The 13,255-nt window shown below is 70.7% G+C and carries 12 protein-coding genes; 3 read left to right on the forward strand and 9 right to left on the reverse strand.

The window, feature by feature from the left end; translation table 11 throughout:
- Window positions 1-32 precede the first annotated feature (32 nt).
- The 4 genes from ACFXJ5_RS30590 to ACFXJ5_RS30605 all read right to left on the reverse strand — a co-directional run bounded on the left by ACFXJ5_RS30590 (window position 33) and on the right by ACFXJ5_RS30605 (window position 5,044).
- Window positions 33-1,466: a carboxyl transferase domain-containing protein gene (locus ACFXJ5_RS30590; protein ID WP_384638084.1), complete on the reverse strand. Its 1,434-nt coding sequence runs from the start codon at window positions 1,464-1,466 to the stop codon at window positions 33-35.
- The gene (locus ACFXJ5_RS30595; protein WP_384638122.1) at window positions 1,456-2,271 is read right to left on the reverse strand and encodes a 3-hydroxyacyl-CoA dehydrogenase family protein; all 816 of its coding nucleotides are present in this window, start codon (window positions 2,269-2,271) and stop codon (window positions 1,456-1,458) included. The genes ACFXJ5_RS30590 and ACFXJ5_RS30595 overlap by 11 nt, the downstream gene beginning before the upstream one ends.
- The gene (locus ACFXJ5_RS30600) at window positions 2,159-3,679 is read right to left on the reverse strand and encodes an amidohydrolase family protein (protein WP_384638086.1); all 1,521 of its coding nucleotides are present in this window, start codon (window positions 3,677-3,679) and stop codon (window positions 2,159-2,161) included. Before ACFXJ5_RS30600 ends, ACFXJ5_RS30595 begins: the two co-directional genes overlap by 113 nt.
- A 192-nt stretch (window positions 3,680-3,871) precedes the next feature.
- Complete coding sequence (locus ACFXJ5_RS30605) at window positions 3,872-5,044, reverse strand: thiolase family protein (RefSeq protein ID WP_384638089.1); 1,173 nt, start codon at window positions 5,042-5,044, stop codon at window positions 3,872-3,874.
- A gap of 176 nt (window positions 5,045-5,220) precedes the next feature.
- Between ACFXJ5_RS30605 and ACFXJ5_RS30610 the strand changes: the two genes are divergently transcribed.
- Window positions 5,221-5,991 (forward strand): SDR family NAD(P)-dependent oxidoreductase, encoded by a 771-nt coding sequence (locus tag ACFXJ5_RS30610; protein ID WP_384638124.1) that lies wholly within the window; start codon window positions 5,221-5,223, stop codon window positions 5,989-5,991.
- An 88-nt stretch (window positions 5,992-6,079) separates the two neighbouring features.
- Here ACFXJ5_RS30610 and ACFXJ5_RS30615 read toward each other — a convergent pair whose 3' ends face one another.
- From ACFXJ5_RS30615 to ACFXJ5_RS30635, 5 genes are all read right to left on the reverse strand, one after another.
- Complete coding sequence (locus ACFXJ5_RS30615) at window positions 6,080-6,898, reverse strand: crotonase/enoyl-CoA hydratase family protein (protein ID WP_384638092.1); 819 nt, start codon at window positions 6,896-6,898, stop codon at window positions 6,080-6,082.
- 106 nt (window positions 6,899-7,004) lie between these two features.
- Window positions 7,005-7,427: a MaoC/PaaZ C-terminal domain-containing protein gene (locus ACFXJ5_RS30620; RefSeq protein WP_384638095.1), complete on the reverse strand. Its 423-nt coding sequence runs from the start codon at window positions 7,425-7,427 to the stop codon at window positions 7,005-7,007.
- A gap of 14 nt (window positions 7,428-7,441) precedes the next feature.
- Window positions 7,442-7,966, reverse strand: coding sequence for an FAS1-like dehydratase domain-containing protein (locus tag ACFXJ5_RS30625; RefSeq protein ID WP_384638098.1), 525 nt, complete (start codon window positions 7,964-7,966; stop codon window positions 7,442-7,444).
- Between the two features lie 60 nt (window positions 7,967-8,026).
- Entirely contained in the window at window positions 8,027-9,535 is a 1,509-nt protein-coding gene (locus tag ACFXJ5_RS30630) for a VWA domain-containing protein (protein ID WP_384638101.1), read from the reverse strand.
- Window positions 9,532-10,437, reverse strand: coding sequence for an AAA family ATPase (locus tag ACFXJ5_RS30635; protein WP_384638103.1), 906 nt, complete (start codon window positions 10,435-10,437; stop codon window positions 9,532-9,534). The genes ACFXJ5_RS30630 and ACFXJ5_RS30635 overlap by 4 nt, the downstream gene beginning before the upstream one ends.
- 357 nt (window positions 10,438-10,794) lie before the next feature.
- Between ACFXJ5_RS30635 and ACFXJ5_RS30640 the strand changes: the two genes are divergently transcribed.
- Window positions 10,795-11,940 (forward strand): acyl-CoA dehydrogenase family protein, encoded by a 1,146-nt coding sequence (locus ACFXJ5_RS30640; RefSeq protein WP_384638106.1) that lies wholly within the window; start codon window positions 10,795-10,797, stop codon window positions 11,938-11,940.
- Complete coding sequence (locus ACFXJ5_RS30645; protein WP_384638109.1) at window positions 11,937-13,169, forward strand: acyl-CoA dehydrogenase family protein; 1,233 nt, start codon at window positions 11,937-11,939, stop codon at window positions 13,167-13,169. Before ACFXJ5_RS30640 ends, ACFXJ5_RS30645 begins: the two co-directional genes overlap by 4 nt.
- Window positions 13,170-13,255: the final 86 nt, after the last annotated feature.

A 13,255-nucleotide genomic window follows, 5' to 3' on the forward strand; every position in this document is an offset into this window, starting at 1 on the left:
ATCGGGTGGTGTCACTTGCCTGTTCTTCGTCCTCAACCGGCCGCGAGGGCGCGGGCGGTCGCTTCGTCGGCCCTGCTGTCGCGCTCGCCGGGTGTGGCCGAGGACAGGGCGTCGAGCAGCACCGCGCGCACGGCGTCCACGTTCTCGGGGACGACGTGGTCGACGACGCCCAGGCGCAGCAGCTCGGTGGGCGTCATCCTCAGGGCGCGGGTCAGCTCCGGCGCCCGGCCGGCGTCGCGGTAGAGGATCACCGCACCCGCTTCCGGGCCTATGACCGAGAAGACCGAGCCCTGGAGCAGGATGAACCGGTCGGTATGGGCGAGCGCCATGGCACCGCCGCTGCCGCCCTCGCCGACGCACAGGCACACACTCACGGACGCCAGGTCCGCCATCGCCAGGAGGGTGCGGGCGATCTCGCCCGCGATGCCTGCCGCCTCCGACTCCGGGGACGGGTCCGCCCCCGGGGTGTCGACGAGGGTGACGACCGGCAGCCGCAACCGGTTGGCGAGCCGGATCGCGCGCCGCGCGAGACGGAAGGCCCCCGGTCCTGGCAGCCCCGGGCGACCGGCCCCGGCGAATCGGTCCATCGCGACGACCACGGCACGCGAGCCGGCGATCGTCGCGAGGCCGGCGCGTACGGCCGGGTCGCAACCACGCAGCTCCACCCACGAGTCGGTCAGCCAGCTCGCCCATTCCAGGCCGGACGGGCGTCGCGCGCCACGGGACCGCCGCAGCAGAAGGTACGGGTCCGCCGGGGTCGGCGTCGGGTCGGGTCGCTCGGGCCGACCCGGCGGCAGCGCCAGCGGCGAGCCCGGGCGGGCACCGACCGCGGCCGCGAGCCAGCCCCACTGCTCACCGTTCGCGGTGATGGCGTCGACCAGCCCTTGCCGGTGGGCCGCTTCGGCGGTGTGCGACGTCGGCGGCGGGAACTCGCCGGTCACCTGGGCGACGACTCGTGGGCCGCCGAACCCGATGGTCGCGCCGGGCTCGGCCGCCCGCAGGTCGGCCAGCGAGGCCCACGAGGCGTAGACGCCGCCCGTCGTGGGGGCGCGGAGCACCGCGGCGGTCAGCTGCCCGCCCGCCGCGTGCCGGGCCACCGCGGACGACGTCCTCGCCATCTGCAGCAGGGAGAGCATCCCTTCTTGCAGGCGCGCGCCGCCGCTGGCGATCGTCTCGACGACCGGCAGGCGGCGTTCGGCGGCGCGGTTGAACGCGCGAACGATCCGCTCACCCGCGACCGCACCCATCGTCCCGGTCTGGCGGCCGGCGTCGCACTCGATCCAGACGGCCTCGGCTCCGCCGAAGGAGACCACGCCGGTCCGGACCGACTCGTCCTCGGACGCGGGGACGGAGTATCCCGCGAACCGGAGCGGGTCCAGCGAGCGCAGGTGCGTGTCCCACTGCTCGACGAGCTCGGGTGAGTCCTCCGCCGCCGGGCCGCGGACGGCCGCCGCCTCAGTCGTCATAACGGTAGAACCCCCGGCCGGTCTTGCGTCCCAGCCATCCGAGCCGGACGTACTGCTTGAGCAGCGGCGGCGGGAAGTACCTCGGGTCCTTGTACTCCTCGTACATCGAGGCGGCCATGTCGTGGACGATGTCCAGGCCGATCAGATCGCTGAGCCGGAACGGGCCCATGGGGTGGTTGAACCCGAGGCGGATGACGCTGTCGATGGAGTCCATGTCGGCCACGCCGCGCTCGAAGGCCCTGATCGCGTCGAGCAGGTAGGGGACGATGAGCAGATTGCCCACGAAGCCGGGCACGTCGTTCACGACGACCGGGTTCTTGCCCATGGCGAGGGCCAGATCGAGCATGGTCTGCACATGCTCCGCGGCGGTCACCGGTGTCCTGATGACCTCGACCAGCTTCATCGCCGGTACCGGGTTGAAGAAGTGCAGTCCGACGACCCGCTCGGGGCGGCTGGTCGCGGCGGCAAGGATCACCAGGGGAATCGTGGAGGTGTTGGAGGCGACGAACGTGTCGGGCCCCACCAGGCGGTCGATCTCCTTGAGGATGCCCTTCTTGAGGTCGACGTCCTCGAACACCGCCTCGACCACCAGGTCGGCATCGGCCACCCGCGCGAGCTCGGTGGTCACACTGAAGCGGGCGGCGGCCTCGCGTGCCTGCTCGGGGCTGATCCTGCCCCGGGCGGCGGTGGCCTCAAGCCCTGCCTCGATGCGCAGGCGGGCCGCCTCGGCGTCCGCCTCCGTGCGTTCGATCCCGACGACCTCGATGCCGGTCTGGGCGGCCACCTGGATGATGCCGGCGCCCATGGTGCCGCAGCCGACCACCGCGATCTGCTTGATCTGCACTGATATGCCTCCTAGTCCTCACTGGCCCGCGCCACGGCGAACGGTTCCGGATCCGCCTCGGCCCAGAACTCATACGGAATGTGCAACGGTAAGCATTACCGTATCTCCGGGCAGGGAAATGCGTCCAGGGCTGCCCCATGTGACCGAGCCCATGTTCACCGGCCCCGCCCCCCCCGTACTCGGGCGGGGGCCGGGCGGGACCCGGGGGGGAACCGTCGGGGACCGCGCAGTATGAAAGTGGGAAGTCGTAGAAGGTGCGGCCGTTGTCCTCGAGCATCTTGCGCACCTCGTCCTCCGGGATGTCGCGCATCGACTCGACGAGGATCTTCCTCGTGTTCGGCCAGTTGCTGTCCGAGTGCGGGTAGTCGCTCTCGAACATGATGTGGTCGACACCGATCCGGTGGCGTGCCTCGATCCCGGCTTCGTCGGAGATGAAGCAGCCGCCTATGTGCCCGCGCGCGAACAGTTCGCCGGGGCTGACCTCACGGTTGACGTCGTTGTACCAGCGGTGGCGCTCCCATGTGTAGTCCAGGCGCTCGAGCAGGTACGGCATCCAGCCGATGCCGCCCTCGGAGAGTGCCATGCGCAGCTTCGGGAACTTGTGGAACACCGGCGACAGCAGCAGCTCGGTCATCGTCGTCACGGAGTTGAGGGCGAAGAGCGAGATGGCGACGACGAAGTTCGTGCTCATGCCCTCCGGTGACACCGTCGGCGATCCGCCGGAGCCGAAGTGCAGCGAGAGGGGGATGTCCGACTCGTTGCACAGGGCGAGGATGGGATCCCAGTGGTCGGTGTGCCAGGAGGGCAGGCCGATACGGTCCGGCAGTTCGGGGAACGTGTAGGACTTGGCGCCCAGGGGCGCCGTGCGGTTGAACTCCTTGACCGACGCCTCGACGTCCCAGTACGGGAGCGTGAGCAGCGGTATCTGCCGTGCGGGGTCGTGCGCGCACCATTCGTCGAGGATGAAGTCGTTGTACGCGCTCACGCAGGCGGAGGCCAGCCCGAGGTCCTTGGACTTGGCGAACGTGCTGCCGGCGAAGCCACCGAAGTTCGGGAAGCAGAGCTGGGCCCAGATGCCCTCGGTGTCCATGTCCTTGATCCGCTGGGCCACGTCGTAGCAGCCGGGCAGCATGTCGTCGTAGGAGCGCGGGTCCATGCCGAAGTCCCTCGGGTCCTTGCCGGCGACGGCGTTCAGGGCGAAGTTGCCGGCCTTCGCGCCCTCGTAGATCCACCAGTCGTTCCCGTCCTCGGCACGCTCGATGCGGGGGGCGGCATCGGCGTACTTGCTCGGCACCCGGTCCGTCCAGACGGTGGGGTGTTCGATGACGTGGTCGTCGACAGAAATGATCTGCAGGTCCTCGGGCAGCATGGCGCCTCCTTGCGCAGTGCGATCGAAATGCTTCTCGCAACACATACGGTATAGTCATCTACCCGCTGGGTCGACACCTCCGGGCAATGTGTTCGCAACATGTCTGCGGACTGTGGACGGCATGCCGTTCGCGCGGTCGCGGAGCCGCGACCGCGCGTCAGGGCCCGCTTGCGGCGCCCCGTGCCCACCAGGTCAGCGCACCTCGATGACGACTGCCCCGGCCTGGCCGCCGCCGGCGCACATGGCGGCGACGCCGATGCCGCCGCCACGCCTGCGGAGCTCATGGGTCAGCGTGGTCAGCATGCGGGCGCCCGACGCGGCGACCGGGTGCCCCAGGCTGCAGCCGCTGCCGAAGATGTTGACGAGTTCCTCGTCGAGGCCGAGCAGCTTGCATGCCGCGGCCGGGACCGCGGCGAAGGCCTCGTTGATCTCCCACAGCGTCACATCGTCGATGGTCAGACCTGCCCGCTGGAGCACCTTCGGAATGACCTCGACGGCGCCCATGCCGGTACGGCGCGGCGCGACACCCTTGGCGGCCCAGGCCCGCACGGTCGCCAGGGGGGTCAGCCCCTGTGCGCGGGCGAGCTCGTCGCTGGTCACCGCGAGCGCGGCAGCCGCGTCGTTCACTCCGGCGGCGTTCCCGGCGGTGATCGAGAAGCCCTCGATCTCCGGGTGCAACGGCTTCAGCGTGGCGAGCTTCTCCAGGGTGGAGCTGCGGCGGGGGTGCTCGTCGACCGCGAAGTCGGCGACCGAGCCGTCCTGGCGGGTGACCTTGATCGGCTCGATCTCGTCGAGGAAGACGCCGGCGTCGATGGCCGCGACGGCACGCGCGTGCGACCGGAAGGCCCAGGCGTCCAGCTGCTCACGGGTGAGCCCGGCCTCCTGGGCGACGTTCCAGCCGGTGCTGAGGGTGACGTCGTCGGTCGCGTCCGCCGTATAGGGGAACGTCGGCGCGATCCGCTCCTCGAACTGGTCAACCGTGCCGGGCACGCGCCACACGACCTTCGGGGAGAGCGACGAGGACTGCGCGCCGCCGGCGATGACGGCCTGGTCCATGCCGGCCCGGATCGAACCGGCCGCGATGCCGACGGCGGTCAGACTGCCCGCGCAGTGGCGGTTCACCGCCTGGCCGGCGACCTCCGTCATGCCCACGGCGACGGCGGCGTGGCGGGCGAGGTCGCCACCGCCGTACATGGATTCGGCAAGGACCACGTCGTCGAAGCTCTCCGGCGCGAGACCGGACCGCCTGACCGCCTCCGCGACCACGTGGCTTGCGAGTTCTTCGGCGCTCGTCTCACTCAGTGAGCCCTTGTGAGCGGTTCCGATGGCGGTGCGGACGGCACTGACGATCACGGCTTCGGGCATGGCCCACCTCACAGCGATGGATCTGGCACTTCGGACCGCGGCGGCCGCGGGGTGCGGCGGGCGTGGTCCGAAGTATGGCGCTCGTAATGCTAACTGTATAACGTACGATAACCAATATGGGCGGGCGTTCTTCCGCTCACGCCGTCTCCTGGGACGGCCCGACCAAGGAGGACCTCATGGAACTTGCGGGCGCATCCGCGATCGTCACCGGTGGCGCAGGCGGCTTCGGCGAGGCCACGGTGAGACGCCTCGTGGGCGCGGGCGTCAAGGTGGTCATCGCCGACATGGCCGAGGACCGCGCCAAGCGACTGGCCGACGATCTCGGCGAGAACGCGCGATTCGTGCACACGGACGTGACCGACGAGGACTCGGTGCTCGCGGCGATCGACGCCGCCAGGGAACTCGGCCCGCTGCGTGCGGCCGTCGTGGTCCACGGCGGTCCGGCCGCCGGCGCCCGGATCATCAACCGTGAGGGGCGACCGTACCCGGTCGACACGTTCCGGCGCACGGTCGAGATCTTCCTCACCGGCACCTTCACGGTGCTGAGCCGGGCTGCGGCGGCCATGGCCGAGAACGAACCGCTCGACTCCGGCCAGCGCGGGGTCGTGATCACCACGGCCAGCATCGCCGGCTACGAGGGACAGGTCGGGCAGTCCGACTACTCCGCCGCCAAGGGCGGGGTGATCGGCCTCAACCTCACCGCCGCCCGCGACCTGGCGCCGCTGGGCATCCGGGTGATGAGCATCGCGCCGGGCACCTTCTTCACGCCGGCGTACCGCATGTCCGAGGCGGAGGCCCAGGCCAAGTGGGGCCCCGGGGTGCCGAACCCGAAGCGGATGGGCCACGCGGACGAGTACGCCCGGCTGGCGCTGCACATCGTCGAGAACGACTACCTCAACGGTGAGGTCATCCGGATCGACGCGGCCCAGCGGTTCAACATCAAGTGACAGCGTGCGGCGGCCGGTCGGCGAAGGAGTCGCCGACCGGCCGTTCCGTGTGCGTGCGCCGGTCCGGCCAGCGCCCGGAAAGCGAGGCTCAGCGCCCCTGCCAAACCGGGGCCCGTTTCTCGGCGAAGGCACGCGGTCCCTCCACGGCGTCGGCCGAGCCGGTCACGCGGACGCTTTCCTTCGTGGTGAGCTCCCACAGCGGATCATCCGCGGGCCGCTGGGAACCGTGGTACCCCAGGGCGATCCGCTTGGTCGCCTGGACCGACAGCGGCGCGTTGGCGGCGATCCGTGTCGCCAGCCCGACCGCGGCGTCCAGCACCTCCGCCGCTGGCACCACCCGGTTGACCAGGTGCAGTTCGAGCGCCCGTTGGGCACTGATCGGGTCACCGGTCAGCAGCATCTCCAGGCCGACGCGCTCGGGCAGTTGGGTCGCGAGCCGGAAGGCGCCGCCGGCCGCGGCGACGAGCCCGCGCTGGACCTCCGGGAGGCCGAACGAAGCCGTGTCCGCAGCCACGACGAGGTCACTGGCCAGCGCCAGTTCGGTTCCCCCGCCGATCGCAGCGCCGTTCACGGCCGCGATGGTCGGCTTGCTGATGTAGTGACCGACGTACCCCGCCAGCCCCCACTGCTCACGGCCTTCGGGGATGATCCGCTCCCCGCGCATGATCGCTTTGAGGTCGGCGCCTGCGCAGAAGGCCTTGTCGCCCGCGCCGGTCAGCACGACCGCCCGGACGTCGTCATCATGGTCCGCCTCTTCGAGGGCGTCGCCCACGCCGAGGCAGACCGCCTCGTTGACCGCGTTGCGAGCGCCGGGGCGGTTGATGGTGATGACCATCACGTGCCCGCGCCGCTCGACGAGAACGGGGCGCTCGGCAGATACCTGCCCGGTCGAGCTCGGCTCGCTCACGAATCCTCCTCCATGGTTGTGACCGCCCCGGTAGCCACGTGGCTGCGCGGTAGGCGTATAGAAAGCCATACGGTAACTCTAGCGGCAGTGCCGACGGCAGTGCGGCTCAGCCGAACTGCACGACCGCCTTGGCGGGGGCGAGCCTGGATCCGTCCTCCGCCTCGGTCCACACGTCCACCGTCACGGTGGCCACGCCGTCGACTTCCTCGACGCCGGTCACCACACCGCGGGCGGTGACGGTCATGCCCTTCGTGTTCGGCCCGCGGAACTGGCACGAGAGGCTGACGATCCGTCCGGCGTCGCCCATCCACGCCCGCAGGGCGTTGTGCAGGTAGGACCACTGGAGATTGCCCATCCCGAAGGCGGTCGGGTACCCGGCAGCGCGGCCGGCCTCGTCGTCCATGTGGATCGGCACGAACTCGTCGTTGACAGCCGCATAGCGGTTCCAGTTCGCGAAACCGGTCTTCCTGGTGAACGGCCCGATTTCGTCGCCGATCCCGACCTTGCCGCGTGACGTCGCAGTCTGCACGTCCGTCCGTCCTTTCAGTAGCGAATGAGAGTCGACACGGTCCGCTTGACGAGCCGACCGTTCTGGTTGGTCCAGGTCTCCTCGGCGGTGCTGAAGAGCATCAGGCCCAGCCGGCCCTCACGCTCGGTGTAGGGCCCCAGGCGTCGACTGCTGGTGATCACGTCGCCGGGGCACATCCGGTCGCCGTATTCCACCGCCATGCCGCCGTTGAGCTGGAACTCCAGCCCGGGCCCCGGGATGCCGGCCTGGAGCTCGGTGTTGTCGGGGTTGTTGGGCTCGGATACCGCTTCGGTGTCCCGGGCCCAGCTCTCGGCGCACGACCAGGCGAACGGGTTGAACTCCTCGGGTGCGACGATGCCCCGGTGGACGGTGCCGCTGGCGTACTCCTCGCTGACGAAGAGCTGCGGAGCCGGCTCGGGCCAGTACACCGCGAGGGCCCATCGGCGGATGTCGGACACGCTCACCGGATAGCTCACCTGCCGGGCGAGCTCGGTGCCCACAGCGGCCTGCATGGCCGCTGAGATCCTGCTGTCAGTCATGGTGCTCCTTGCGGACCGGGTGGAAGGAACGGCACGGGGGCCGGGGCGGGTGGCGGATTCTCACTCCAGCCGCTCGACGAACTGCCTGAGCTGGCGGATGTTGCGGCACTCGACGACGTCGTCGCAGTGGCGCGCGTACTGGTCCATGACCGAATCGCCGCTGCCCCACGCCGCACGCGGCTCGGGGTTGAGCCAGTACACCCGGCCGGCGCGCTGCCTGATCGCCGACAGGGACTCCACCGACGGCGACCGGTAGTTGGTCCGGGCGTCGCCGAGGACGACGACCACGCTCCGGCTGTCGATCTGCGAACCCCAGCGGTCCCGGAATTCCCGGAACGCGTTGCCGTAGTCCGACCGCCCGTCGAGCCGGACCCCGCTGCCGGACTCGTCGATCCGACGCGCCGCCTCGACGGCGCTGTCCGAGCCTGCGAGCAGGTCGGTCACCTCGTCCACGCCGTCGACGAAGACGAAGCTGCGCACCACCCGGAACTGCGTCCGCATCGCCTGGGCGAGCTGCAGCGTGAACCCGGCGAACGTGGCGACGGATCCGGAGATGTCGGCGAGCAGGACCAGCCCCGGCTTGGGCGGGCGCGGGGGCCGGAACGCCAGTCGCACCGGCGCCCCTCCGGCCGAGAGCGACTCGCGTACCGTGCGGCGGAAGTCGAGCCGGCCCCGCCGGGCGCGTCGGCGCTTCGCGCTCAACTTGCCGGACAACTGTGCCGGCAGCGGCGCCAGGGCAGCACGCAGCGCGACCAGTTCGGCCGTCGACGCGGTCAGGAAGTCGAGGTCCTCCGGCAGCGCGCTCCGCAGGGAGCGCGCCACGGCGGCCGCCCCCCGGTCCTCGACGAGGCGGCGGCGGACCTCGGCCTCGATCTCCTGCCGGAGCCGTTCCACGCGCCGGTCGGCCTCCTCGGCCGCCAGGCGGGCCCTCAGGTCGGACGCAGGGGAGCCGTCGGCCCCGCCGCTGAGCCCTACCAGCCGGTCGCGCAGGTCATCCGGCTCGACGGCACGGAACGTGCGCAGCACAGCGAGCGTGCCGGCCACCGGCTGACCGGGCTGGATCCTCGCGTGCCGGTCGACCAGCTCGGCGACCACGGCACGCAGGCCGAGGTCGTCCTGCTGGTCGAGGACCCGGACGAGCAGTTCGCGCAGCTTGGTTTCGCCGGCTTCGGCCAGACGGGCGGCCAGTCTGCTGCCGACGGCCGCGCCGTCGGCAGCCGGTTCCGGGTCGCCGTCCGGGTCGCCGTCCGGGTCGGCGAGCGCCCCGGAGGAGAAGAACAGGTCGAAGACCGTGTCGAAGGTGCGCCGGTGCCGGCTGCTCTTGACCAGCGTGGCGGCCAGGACGGCCTTGAGCTGATCCGGCCGGAACACGTCCGTGTACTGGAGGCTCCGGACCGCGTCGATGCTCTCGCTCATCGACACGGGCACACCGACCTGGCGGAGTTCGCTGATCAGTCCCTCGACCGCGGCCGGCACGGCCTCGCCTGCCTCGCGAAACGCCCTCGCGGCTCGGCCGGGTCCGGCTGCGCCCGCCCACGGCGGCCCGGAGGGCGTCGGCGCGACGGTCATGACGGAACCCTCCCGAGCTCGCTCGTCGCGAGCTCGATGTCGCTCTGGTGCTTGAGCAGGACCGGGAGGCCCGCGACCACCCCGGCCGGGTCCAGCTCCGGGGACTCGAACAGGAGCAGCGTCCGGGCCCAGTCGATCGTCTCGGAGACGGATGGCTTCTTCTTCAGTTGCAGGCCGCGCAAGGAGCCGACCACTTGGGTGAGCTGGGTCGCGAGGTGCTCGCTGATACCCGGTACGGCGGAGCGGACGATCTCCCGCTCCCGCTCGGCGCTCGGGTACCCGACGTGCAGGAAGAGGCAGCGGCGCTTGAGTGCCTCGGACAGCTCACGGCTGTTGTTGGACGTGAGCAGCACCATTGGCCTGCGGCGGGCCGCCACGGTCCCGAGCTCGGGGATGGAGACCTGGAAGTCCGAGAGGACCTCCAGCAGCAGCGCCTCCGTCTCGATGTCCAGCCGGTCGACCTCGTCGATGAGCAGGACGATGTCGTCCTCGGACCGGATGGCTTCGAGCAGGGGGCGGGCCAGTAGGTACTCCTCGCTGAAGATGTCCTGTTCCAGCGCCTGCCAGTGCTCTGCGGCGGCGTCACGTGAGGCGTGGATCCGCAGCAGTTGCTTGCGGTAGTCCCACTCGTAGAGGGCCTTTGACTCGTCCAGGCCCTCGTAGCACTGCAGCCGGATCAACCGCGCCCCCGTGGCCCGGCTGAGTGCCTTCGCGAGCTCGGTCTTGCCGGTGCCCGCGGGACCCTCCGCAAGCACCGGTTTGCCCAGTCGGCCTGCCAGGAAGACCGTGCCGGCGATCTGCGGGTCCGCGATGTAGCCGACGGCGGCGAGGCTGTCGGCCACATCCTGGGGCGTGGCGAAGCTGTGGCCGGCGCTGCTGTCGTACTCGTCTGCTGCGGGCATGCCTGTCTCTCCCGAGGGGCCGCTCGCGGTCGCTCCGGGAGCCCCTGTCCGTGGCCCCCGAGTGAACCGCCGACGGCACGATCCGTTGTATCGTAGGTCATCCAGTAAGTATTCAAGTTAGCCTTACGGTAATTCGTTTGACAAGACTCCTCGGCCGGTGGTCGACTGACCCCGTGCAAGCGCCGAGCGGTCCGTGGGCGCACGCCGCTCCCGAGGCCCTGCCGCCGGTCGGCCCCTGCGGGAGCCAGCAGTCGCACCCGGCGGGTTCCACGCGTGCCCGTGGCCCTGATCGCCTGGCACGGCCGGCCGCGAAGGTATGAGCGCCGCGAGGCGCCGCGAAACGACAAGGGAGTCCGCATGGACCTAGTGCTCTCGGCAGACCAGAAGCTCTTCCGGGCCACCGTGAAGGGCTTCCTCGAGAAGGAGGCGCCGCTCACCAGGGTGCGGGAACTCGCGGACACCTCGACCGGGTTCGACCGCGAGTGGTGGAGCCGGGCCACCGAGCTCGGATGGGCGGCGATGCTCGTCCCCGAGGAACTCGGGGGCGGCAGCATCTCGGGGGACGGCCTGCTCGACCTCGCCATCGTCGCCGAGGAGCTCGGCCGCGGTGTCGGCCCAGGCCCCCTGCTGGCGACCAACATCGTGCTGGCCGGCCTCGTCGCGGCCACCGACGGCCCGGACCACTCGGACATCGTCGAAGCGCTCGTCTCCGGCGAGAGCGTCGCCACCTGGGCGGTCTACGAGCCCGGCGGGCCGTGGAGCCCGTCGGCGCCCGGGCTGACCGCGAGGGCCGGGAAGGACGGCTTCGTGCTCGACGGCGTCAAGGACCGGGTCGAGCTTGCCGAACAGGCCGACCTGCTGCTGGTGACCGCGACGACCGAACAGGGGCTCACCCAGTTCCTGGTACCGGCGGACGCGGCCGGAGTCTCGGTCGAGGCATCCCGGAGCCTCGACCTCGTCCGGCGCTTCGCGGAGGTCCGCTTCGCCGGCGTGGAGGTCCCCGAATCAGCCGTCGTAGGCCTTGTCGGCCGGGCGGAGCCGCTCGTCGAGCGCCAGCTCCAGGTCGCGATCGTGCTGCAGAGCGCCGAGACCTGCGGAGCGCTGGAGCGGGTGTTCGAGTTCACCACCCAGTGGGCCTTCGACCGTTACTCCTTCGGACGTCCGCTGGCTTCGTACCAGGCGCTCAAGCACCGGTTCGCCGACATGAAGACCTGGATCGAGGCGTGTCAGGCGACCACCGGCGCGGCCGCGCGCGCGGTCCAGGACGACACCGGGGACGCGGCCGAGCTGGTGAGCGTCGCCAAGTCCTATGTGGGGAGCCGCTCCACGGAGATCCTCCAGGACTGCATCCAGATGCACGGCGGCATCGGTGTCACCTGGGAGCACGATCTCCACCTGTACCTCCGGCGTGCGACGGTGAACCGGGCCCTGTACGGGACGCCCGAGGACCACCACCTCCGCATCGCCGACATCATCGCGCCGTCAGAAAGGAAGACGTCATGACCGACAGCACCGCGGAGGCCGTCGAGTCGTTCCGCCTCCGTGCGCGCGCCTGGCTGGCCGAGAACATGCCACGGGTCGACGTCGACGCCGTGCCGCCACCGCCCGGGGACGACGACGCCGAGTGGGTCCGCACACGTGAGCTGCAGAAGAAGCTCTACGCGGGCGGATTCGCCGGTATCGCCTTCCCCTCGGAGTACGGCGGGCTCGGTCTCACCCCCGAGCACCAGCGGGCGTTCACCGAGGAGTCCGAGGGCTACGAGATGCCGCTGCTGCTGAACGTCCCCACGTTCAGCATCTGTGCGCCCACCATCCTGGACATGGCCTCGGAACAGCAGAAGCGCGAGCGCATCTCCGCGGCGATCCGCGGCGACGAGATCCTGGTGCAGTTCCTGTCGGAGCCCAGCGGCGGTTCGGACCTCGCCGGTCTGATCACCCGCGCCGACCGCGACGGGGACACCTGGGTGCTCAACGGGGCCAAGACGTGGAGCACCTGCGCCTACGCCGCGGACTACGCCCTTTGCCTGGCGCGCACCGACTGGGACGCGCCCAAGCACCGGGGGCTGACCATGTTCCTGGTCAAGGTGCACCAGCCGGGGATCACGATGCGCCGCATCACCCAGGTGAGCGGGTCGACCGAGTTCTGCGAGGAGTTCTTCGACGACGTGGTCCTGCCCGCGGACGCGGTGGTCGGCGAGGTCAACGGCGGTTGGGCGGTGGCCTCACGGCAGTTGTTCCACGAGCGGACCGCGGTCGGCGGCGGTTCCCCCTACACCAGCGGCAGGGGTACCGGCCGGGTGAGTACTCCCAAGCCGGACCTGGTCCAGATCGCCCGCGCGGCCGGCCGGACCGCCGACCCGCGGGTGCGCGAGATGCTCGGTGAGGGACACGCAATGGAGAAGGTGCAGGAGCAGCTGGTCCGTCGTGTCAGCGTCGGCCTGGAGACCGGCCAGATGCCATCCCCGGCAGCTTCGATCATGCGCCTGTTCCACGCGGAGACCGACTGGCGGGTCGACGACCTGGCGCTGCGGATCGCGGGAGCCCTGGCCGTCAGCGGCGAGGGAGTCGGCCGGGTCGGCGACAACTACCTCATGCGGCAGGGCGCCAGCCTTGGCGGAGGCAGCACCGAAATGTCGCGGAACATCATCAGCGAGCGCATCCTCGGGATGCCGCGCGAGTACGCGGCCGACCGTGATGTGCCGTTCAGCCAGGTCAAGCGCAGCCGTAGCTGACCCGAGTCGTCCTCCGTGCGGAGCCGGAACGTCGGGCCCGCACGGAGGACCGAGTCTCTCCCGGGTGGGCCGGGGCGGGCGTACCG

This window comes from Streptomyces sp. NPDC059373 (assembly GCF_042751495.1).
GTDB lineage: Bacteria > Actinomycetota > Actinomycetes > Streptomycetales > Streptomycetaceae > Actinacidiphila.

Excerpts from the sequence above, each read along its gene's own strand:
- ACFXJ5_RS30590 (WP_384638084.1), bottom strand. The coding sequence starts at position 1,466 with ATGACGACTGAGGCGGCGGCCGTCCGCGGCCCGGCGGCGGAGGACTCA.
- ACFXJ5_RS30595 (WP_384638122.1), bottom strand. The coding sequence starts at position 2,271 with ATGGGCGCCGGCATCATCCAGGTGGCCGCCCAGACCGGCATCGAGGTC.
- ACFXJ5_RS30600 (WP_384638086.1), bottom strand. The coding sequence starts at position 3,679 with ATGCTGCCCGAGGACCTGCAGATCATTTCTGTCGACGACCACGTCATC.
- ACFXJ5_RS30605 (WP_384638089.1), bottom strand. The coding sequence starts at position 5,044 with ATGCCCGAAGCCGTGATCGTCAGTGCCGTCCGCACCGCCATCGGAACC.
- ACFXJ5_RS30610 (WP_384638124.1), top strand. The coding sequence starts at position 5,221 with ATGGAACTTGCGGGCGCATCCGCGATCGTCACCGGTGGCGCAGGCGGC.
- ACFXJ5_RS30625 (WP_384638098.1), bottom strand. The coding sequence starts at position 7,966 with ATGACTGACAGCAGGATCTCAGCGGCCATGCAGGCCGCTGTGGGCACC.
- ACFXJ5_RS30630 (WP_384638101.1), bottom strand. The coding sequence starts at position 9,535 with ATGACCGTCGCGCCGACGCCCTCCGGGCCGCCGTGGGCGGGCGCAGCC.
- ACFXJ5_RS30635 (WP_384638103.1), bottom strand. The coding sequence starts at position 10,437 with ATGCCCGCAGCAGACGAGTACGACAGCAGCGCCGGCCACAGCTTCGCC.
- ACFXJ5_RS30640 (WP_384638106.1), top strand. The coding sequence starts at position 10,795 with ATGGACCTAGTGCTCTCGGCAGACCAGAAGCTCTTCCGGGCCACCGTG.
- ACFXJ5_RS30645 (WP_384638109.1), top strand. The coding sequence starts at position 11,937 with ATGACCGACAGCACCGCGGAGGCCGTCGAGTCGTTCCGCCTCCGTGCG.